This window comes from Paracoccus onubensis, from assembly GCF_003591515.1.
GTDB lineage: Bacteria > Pseudomonadota > Alphaproteobacteria > Rhodobacterales > Rhodobacteraceae > Paracoccus > Paracoccus onubensis.
Window position 1 is genome coordinate 1 of the sequence record NZ_QZCG01000029.1, and the last position, 7,977, is coordinate 7,977.

Annotated in this window: 8 protein-coding genes and 1 tRNA gene; 1 reads left to right on the forward strand and 8 read right to left on the reverse strand. The window is 60.8% G+C overall.

The annotated features are described in order from the left end of the window. Positions 1 to 238 precede the first annotated feature (238 nt). The 4 genes from D3P04_RS22795 to D3P04_RS22810 form a co-directional block, all read right to left on the reverse strand. Positions 239 to 315 (reverse strand) — tRNA-Pro (locus tag D3P04_RS22795). 48 nt (positions 316 to 363) lie between these two features. Further along, positions 364 to 1,323, reverse strand: a complete 960-nt coding sequence (locus D3P04_RS22800; RefSeq protein ID WP_119752186.1) for a DMT family transporter — start codon at positions 1,321 to 1,323, stop codon at positions 364 to 366. After that, complete coding sequence (leuB, locus tag D3P04_RS22805) at positions 1,324 to 2,451, reverse strand: 3-isopropylmalate dehydrogenase (RefSeq protein WP_119752187.1); 1,128 nt, start codon at positions 2,449 to 2,451, stop codon at positions 1,324 to 1,326. It lies immediately after the preceding gene. A gap of 60 nt (positions 2,452 to 2,511) precedes the next feature. Continuing rightward, complete coding sequence (locus D3P04_RS22810) at positions 2,512 to 3,147, reverse strand: ribonuclease T2 family protein (RefSeq protein ID WP_119752188.1); 636 nt, start codon at positions 3,145 to 3,147, stop codon at positions 2,512 to 2,514. A 187-nt stretch (positions 3,148 to 3,334) separates the two neighbouring features. On the opposite strand from D3P04_RS22810, the gene D3P04_RS22815 reads away from it, so the two are divergent. Then, positions 3,335 to 4,090 (forward strand): DUF1013 domain-containing protein, encoded by a 756-nt coding sequence (locus D3P04_RS22815; RefSeq protein ID WP_119752189.1) that lies wholly within the window; start codon positions 3,335 to 3,337, stop codon positions 4,088 to 4,090. A gap of 78 nt (positions 4,091 to 4,168) precedes the next feature. Here D3P04_RS22815 and D3P04_RS22820 read toward each other — a convergent pair whose 3' ends face one another. The 4 genes from D3P04_RS22820 to D3P04_RS22835 form a co-directional block, all read right to left on the reverse strand. Continuing rightward, complete coding sequence (locus D3P04_RS22820; protein WP_119752190.1) at positions 4,169 to 4,423, reverse strand: GlsB/YeaQ/YmgE family stress response membrane protein; 255 nt, start codon at positions 4,421 to 4,423, stop codon at positions 4,169 to 4,171. A gap of 114 nt (positions 4,424 to 4,537) precedes the next feature. Beyond that, on the reverse strand, positions 4,538 to 4,996 hold the full coding sequence (locus D3P04_RS22825; protein WP_119752191.1) for a hypothetical protein: 459 nt from the start codon (positions 4,994 to 4,996) through the stop codon (positions 4,538 to 4,540). An 11-nt stretch (positions 4,997 to 5,007) separates the two neighbouring features. Further along, positions 5,008 to 7,641 (reverse strand): type VI secretion system ATPase TssH, encoded by a 2,634-nt coding sequence (tssH, locus tag D3P04_RS22830; RefSeq protein ID WP_119752192.1) that lies wholly within the window; start codon positions 7,639 to 7,641, stop codon positions 5,008 to 5,010. Between the two features lie 17 nt (positions 7,642 to 7,658). After that, positions 7,659 to 7,977: type VI secretion system baseplate subunit TssG (locus D3P04_RS22835; RefSeq protein ID WP_147391982.1), on the reverse strand; the 319-nt coding region annotated here is incomplete at its 5' end.

Sequence of the window (7,977 nt, forward strand, 5' to 3'; positions counted from 1 at the left end):
GTTCCACGCTGTAGATCCTCCCGCCCTCCCTGCAACTACAGAAAGGGAAAAGGTGGACGACTTTTACACCGCCCGCAGCAGCACCAAGCCGCCGCTTCCGTGGACTAATTTCGCACCGCCGTTCTCAAGCGAGAAGCGTGAGGACAATTCTTTGCGCCTTACGTCAGCCTTGCTGCCGCAAAGGAAGAATAGTGGCCACTTGAGGAAGACTTCAGTGGCAATCTACAAAAATCACAATTGGTCGGAGCGAGAGGATTCGAACCTCCGACCCCCTGCTCCCGAAGCAGGTGCGCTACCAGGCTGCGCTACGCTCCGACCGTAGGATGGGCAGGTAGCGCGGCAGGCGCGGGAATGCAAGGCCCTTCACTTCCGGCGGCGCCATATTCTTTGGAGAATGGTCGATTTGGGCGTGGTCACCGATTCCGTGCGCAGGCGGGCGACCATCGCCGGGCGGTTGTCCGAATTCCCGCCGTGGCTTTCCCGCCAGACGATATAAAGACCCGAACCGATGATCACCCCCGCACCGATCAGGGTCGCCGCATCAGGCATCTCGCTGAACAGATACCAGCCATAGACCGTCGCCCACAGGATCTGGGAATATTGCATCGGAGCGACAAGCGCGGCCTCTCCCGCGCGATAGGCCAGAATGACCAGAAACGCCCCCGCCAATCCAAGGCAGGCAATCACGCCAGTCAGGGCCAGATCGGTAAGCTGCATGGGCTGATAGGTCACGCTTAGCGCGGTGCCGGTGACGAACAGATTGCCCAGCATCGGCCACATCAGCAGCACAAGGGGACGCTCGCTTCTGCCCAGCTTGCGGGTGATGACGGCTACGCTGGCGCTTGCGGCAGCGCCCAGCATGGCGGCGAAATGGCCGGGCTCCAGGGTTTGCGCACCCGGGCGCAGCACGATCAGCACGCCGATCAGGCCGAACAGGATCGCCCCCCAGCGATGCAATCCGACCCGCTCGCCCAGCAGCGGGATCGACAGGATGGTGATCAGCAGAGGCGTGGTGAAGAGGATCGAGTAGACCTGCGTGAGCGGCAGCACCGAGAAGGCGAAGAAACCGCAAAGTCCCGCCGTGATGCCGCAGCATGCCCTTAACACGACCCAGCCGGGGCTGTTGGGTCTGAGCGTGCCGGGATTGGGATCCTGCAGCAGGATCAGCGAGACCAGCGGAAATGACAGCAGCGACGAGAAGAACAGGATCTGGAAGGGATGGTAGCTCTCTCCCAGAACCTTGATAATGGCGTCATGGGTCGCGTAAAGGCCCATCGCCGCCAGTTGCAACATGGCACCGGCGGCATTGCCGGTCAGCCGCATTCATGTCCTCGTGGAAAGAGCCGCGACGATCCTGTCGCCCATTTCCGAGGTGCTGACCGGCGTTCCACCCTCTGGCCCCATCAGATCGGCAGTGCGCGCGCCATCTGCCAGAACCTTCTCGACCGCCCGTTCCAGTTCGGCAGCGGCATCGCCCTGATCGAAACTGTAGCGCAGAGCCATCGCGAAACTCAGGATACAGGCGATCGGGTTCGCCTTGCCCTGCCCGGCGATATCGGGCGCGCTGCCATGCACGGGTTCATACAGCGCCTTGGGCCGGCCATTCTCCATCGGTGCGCCAAGGCTGGCCGAGGGCAGCATTCCAAGCGAACCGGTCAGCATCGCCGCCGCGTCGGATAGCAGATCGCCAAACAGATTGTCGGTCACGATCACGTCGAACTGGCGCGGATTGCGGACAAGCTGCATCGCGCCGTTATCGGCATACATATGCGACAGTTCGACATCGGGGTATTCATTGTCATGCACCCACTGCACCTCTTCGCGCCAGAGGATGCCGGATTCCATGACATTGGCCTTCTCCATCGAGCAGACCTTGTTTCCGCGCCGCTTCGCCAGCTCGAAAGCGGAACGGGCTACCCGCCGGATCTCGCCGCTGGTGTAACGCTGGGTATTGATGCCCACGCGGCCGCCTTCATTTTCCGGATTGTTGCCGTCATCATGAATACCGCGCGGTTCGCCGAAATAAACGCCCGAGGTCAGTTCGCGCACGATCAGGATATCAAGGCCGGTCACGACCTCGCGCTTGAGCGACGAGAAATCGGCAAGCGCGTCGAAACATTGCGCGGGTCGCAGATTGGCGAACAGGTCCATTTCCTTACGCAGGCGCAGCAAGCCCCGCTCGGGTTTCAGGCTGAAATCGAGATCGTCGTATTTCGGGCCACCGACCGCGCCCAGAAGCACCGCATCGACCTGCTGCGCCTTCGCCATCGTCTCATCCGCCAGCGGCACGCCATGCGTGTCATAGGCCGAGCCGCCGACAAGATCGTGGCTGACATCGAAGCTCATCCCGCGATTGGCCTGAAACCAGTCGACCACCTTGACCACCTCGGCCATGACTTCGGGGCCGATCCCGTCACCGGGCAGAACAAGCAGCGAATAGGGGGCGGTCATGCGTTTCTCCTCAATAGCATGGCATGGGGTTAGACCCGGCGCGTTGAACGGTCAAGATCATCACCGCACCTGCTCCATCAGAACTTTGCTCCGTGAACAATCCCGGCTCGCATCCGGGGCGCAGTCCCGCGGCTCCAGATCGCGGGTCAGGCAGATCCGCACTTCCTGAAGCGCCTCGCCGCTGCATGTCACGGTAATGCCATCACGGGTCAGATCGGGATTCGCCTCGATAAAGGCATCCTCGACCACGGACGGAGGCAGGGTGATATCCTTGTCAAGATCGTCGAACACGTCGGGAACAGGGTTCTGTTCTGCCGCCTCGCGGATTGCCTGATAATAGCCGCGCGCCGAAAGACCGGAACAGCGCCCGTGTTTCTTCCACTGATACCACGCAAGCCCGCCCGAACCCATGATATCCTGCATCGACTGGCTTTCGCGGCGCGAGGGATCGCGTTCATCCGTTGCGCAATATTCCGGCCAGCCGTCTTCGTATTGCGGCCACAGGCCATGCGCCACGAAATCGGTCTTGCGCCCCGTGTCGCATTGCGCTGCGTCCCGCCCGTCGCCTTCGTTCCGGCACCATGACGGCGACCAGCTAAGCGACAAAATGTAATAGTCAAACTCGCCGGCGACATCTTCGGCATGAACTGTCAGCGGGCACAGGGCGCAAATGGCGGCGGCGATCAGGTATCTCATGAGCGCCACCCTAGCCGCATGACGGGCATCGTCCAGCCCATATTGCGCGAATCCCCTTTTCTAACCGCATGGAAATCGCTATATGCACGGACAATTCCCCCGAAAACGAGGAATGGCCCCCGCCGAAAGCCGTTTTCCCGGCACGGAGGGGACATGCAATCGGGGCAGAGACGCGAAGGAGACTGACATGAACAAGCCATTGATGGCCAAGGCCACCGCCGTCTGGCTGGTCGACAATACCACGCTGAGCTTCAAGCAAATCGGCGATTTCTGCGGATTGCACGAACTCGAAGTGCAGGGCATTGCCGATGGCGATGTGGCGGCCGGCGTCAAGGGATATGATCCGATCGCCTCGAATCAGCTTGACCCGCAAGAGATCAAGCGCGGAGAGGAAAACCCCACTTACAAGCTGCGCCTGAAGCACAACCCCGCCGCCGAGGGAGAGGAAAAGCGCCGTGGCCCCCGCTACACGCCGCTGTCCAAACGCAAGGATCGCCCCGCCGCGATCCTGTGGCTGGTGAAATTCCATCCGGAACTCGCCGATGCCCAGATTGCGCGGCTGGTCGGCACCACCAAACCGACCATCAACGCCATCCGCGAACGGACGCATTGGGATATTCAGAACATCCAGCCGATCGACCCGGTCGCGCTTGGCCTGTGCCGCCAGTCCGAACTTGACGCCGCCGTTCAGAAAGCCGCCAAGAAGCGCGGTGCCGAGGGCGAGGTAATGACCGATGATGAACGCCGCAAGCTGGTCAGCACCGAAACCTCGCTGGCCATGGGCGAAGAGGCACGGCTGCCGACCGCGATTGCCGGGCTCGAGAATTTCTCGCTGTCAAAGGACGACAATGCCGAGAAGGAAAAAGAGCTTGATGCAGACAGCTTCTTCAACCTGCCCGATCAGGATGACGAGGAAGAAGAAGGTGACGACGACAAGACCTGATCGTTGACGGCGGTCACATCAAAAGGGCCGGTGCGGCTGTTCCGCACCGGCCCTTTGATTTCGCAGATCCGCCGCTTGTCAGCCGCGGCTGCGTATGGCGCGATAGCCCCAGATCAGGATACAGGCACCGATCACGGCGATCACAAGCTGACCGATCCAGCCCCCGGCGGTTGTGCCAAAGATCAGCCGCGCCAGCCAGTTACCCAGCAAGGCACCGACAATACCCAGAATGATGTTCGTCAGCAGACCGTGCTCTGCCTTCATGACTTTTTCGGCGATCCATCCGGCGATACCCCCCAGAATGATTGCCATAAACCAACCGACACCTGACATCTGGTACTCCCTTTCTTGTTGAGATGGGCGCTTGGCCCTCTTTAGCAGGAATGCCTGAACACATGAATTGGTTCCCGCAGTCCCGTTGGTTCGGCCCGATCCGTTCAGTCTGGATCAGACACCTGTCGTCACCTCAGTAAAAGCGCGTCGCGCCACAGTTTCAAAGCCTTTCCGGATCACCAATTGCTTGATCTTGTCAGAGGTAATGCTTGCCGCCATCCCGGTTGCGGCACTGCGGACCCCGGCGCGGAAATAGCTGTGCCAGATCCCATCCGCGACCAGCCCAGCAGCAAATGAAGTGAAGATATCCGCGGCGACAGTCCGGATCGATGGGTCGCGCAGATAGATATCCACATCATCGCGAGCTGCCATGGCGACTTCGGCCACTCCGGCATTCTCCATGCCGAACAGCGAAGAGCCCACATGCTCGATCAAACTGACTTCGCCATCCTTGTTGCCGTCCCGGCCATCGAAATAGGACGCGATGGCAACGACATCATCGCCAATGAACCCTATGGCTCCGATATCCCGGCCGAATTTCGAAACGACGACCCAATCGAACTGATCCGGCATTCTTCTCTCCGTCACTGGAACTCGTAATGGAACTTCCCGTCTTCAACCTTGATGGTCACGTCCTGCATATCCTCTCCGCTTACCATACGGCCAAGAACCTGGCGTGACAAATCCGGAAGTATCGAATTGGTAATAATATTATCGATCATCCGGCCGCCGCTATCAGGATCGCGGCACTGATCGACGATATGGGCGATCACCGCATCGTCCCAAAGCAGGTTCGCGCCCTGCGATTCCTTCATCCGCCGCTTGACCGAGCCAAGCTTGAGGCGCGATATCCCGCCAAGAACCTCGGCACTCAGCGGTACATAGGGGATCGAGACGATCCGACCCAGCAAAGCGGGCGGAAACGTCCCCAGCAGCTCTTCCTTCATCGATGCTTCAAGCGTTTCCTCATCCCCGATCACGCCTTCAGGCGCCAGATTCATGATCGTGCCGGTGCCGACATTCGAGGTCATCAGGATCAGTGTATTGCGGAAATTGATCGGGCGGCCATTACCATCCTCCATCCGGCCCTTGTCGAAGACCTGAAAGAACAGTTCATGCACATCCGGATGGGCCTTCTCCATCTCGTCCAGCAGCACCACCGAATACGGTTTGCGCCGTACCGCCTCGGTCAACCGCCCGCCCTCACCATAACCGACATAGCCCGGAGGCGCGCCTTTCAGCAGGCTGACGGAGTGCGCCTCCTGGAATTCGGACATATTGATGGTGATAACATTCTGTTCGCCACCATAAAGCGCCTCGGCCAGAGCCAGCGCGGTTTCGGTCTTGCCGACGCCCGACGGTCCGCACAGCATGAACACACCGATGGGCTTTTCCGGATTGCCCAGCCCCGCCCGCGCCGTCTCAACCCGACGGGCGATCATCTGCAAGCCCTGATCCTGCCCGATCACCCGCTCTTTCAGGTGATCCGCCAGCGTCAGCACCGCCTGCAGCTCATCCGCCACCATGCGCCCCGCCGGAATGCCGGTCCAGTCGCTGATGACGGTTGCCACGGCCTGATCGTCCACATGCGGATAGATCATCCGCTCATCTGCATTGATTCCGGCCAGCTTGGCCATGCCATCGGTCAGTTCGGTGCGGATCGCTTCCTGATCCACCTCTTCCCCGCTTTCCCCGGCCAGCCTTGTGCGCAGCGACAGGATATTCTCGACAATCGCCTTTTCGGATTCGTAAGCCTGCTGTAACGCCGCCAGCTCATCTTTTTTGGACTGCAGCGCCTCGTCCAGCTCCGCCAGCCTTGCATCCGGTGCCGCGCCCAATTCACGCTCGGCCTGTTTTGCCGCGACCTCGGATTCCAGCGAGGCGATCGCCGCCTGCAAATCCGCGATCCGCGCCGGGATCGACGATTGGCTGACCGCCACGCGCGCGCAGGCCGTATCCAGCAGCGACACCGCCTTGTCGGGAAGCTGGCGGGCGGGCAGATAACGCGCCGACAGTTTCACCGCAGCCTCGACCGCGGCATCCGAGATCCGCACCTTGTGATGATCCTGCATCGGCCCAAGAAGACCGCGCATCATGTAACAGGCCGTCTCTATATCCGGTTCATCCACCTGCACAGGCTGGAAACGGCGGGTCAGGGCGGGATCCTTCTCGAAATAATTGCGGTATTCGGCCCATGTCGTCGCGCCGATGGTGCGCAGCGTTCCCCGCGCAAGCGCCGGTTTCAGCAGATTGGCGGCATCGCCCGTACCTTGCGCACCGCCCGCCCCGATCAGCGTATGCGCCTCGTCGATGAACAGGATGATCGGCGTGGGACTGGCCTGCACCTCATCGATGACCGAGCGCAGCCGCTGTTCGAACTCGCCCTTCATGCTGGCTCCGGCCTGCATCGCGCCGATATCCAGCATATGCAGCCGCATCCCTTGCAACGCCGGGGGCACCTCGCCCGCCGCCAGCTTCTGCGCGAAACCTTCGACCACGGCGGTCTTGCCCACGCCCGCCTCGCCGGTCAGGATCGGGTTGTTCTGACGCCTGCGCATCAGCACATCGATGATCTGCCGGATTTCGTCGTCCCGGCCCACGACCGGATCCATCCGTCCTTCCATCGCATCCGCCGTCATATCGACCGAAAACCGGCCAAGCGCCGTCGAAGCGCCCTGCCCTCCGGCAGCCGCCCCCCCGGCATGGCGCAGCCCGCTGCCATCCATCGGGCGCATGTCCTCTTCTTCCGAATCCGCCCAGATCGTGCGCGCCTCGCGGCCGATATGATCGGGGAACAGCTTCTCGAACACACCGGAATATTGAAGCAACGCCTGCCGCAACTGATTGTCGTTCAGAAGCGCCACCAGCAGATGCCCGGTGCGGATCTGCGCCTCGCCGAAAAACAGCGAAGCATAGGTCCATGCGTGATTCAGCCCATCCGCCAGCCGTTCAGAGATGCCCGGAGTCTCGGTGACGTTTTTCTGCAATGCGCCCATGGCGCGATCCAGATCCTTCAGGACCTGCGCCCGATCAAGGCTCGCGTCCCGCAATGTCAGCGAGATATCGCAATTCTGGTTCGAGATCGCATGAAACAGCCAGTGGCACAGTTCGACATTGCGATTGCCGTCGGAACGGGCCTGCCGCATCGCCTGAAGGAAGGCGTCATAACCGACGCGATTCATCTTGCCTGCAAATTTCTCGATGGTGATGGCGGTCATTCTCGGCCTCTTGGTTCTCAGGTCCCGTGGGTCAGGGCAAATCGTGAAATCTCGATACGTTCTTGCGCCCGCATTTCGGCGGACGGCGTCAGTGCGGCAAGCCAGCCCAGTGAAATCGTCTCTCCCATCCGTGCCGGCGGGATCTCGGATGGCGGCAGGGTCAGGGCAAGATCGACCTCGTAAGAGCGCCCGAGATACCAATACACAAGATCGGAAAGCCGCTCATGCCGCTCCTGTCCCGGCAGAAAGCTGCGATATGTCTCGACATCCGGGATATGCAGTTGAATGCAGATCTTTTCATTGATCGACTTCAGCCGCGCGCCCAGATACATGTCC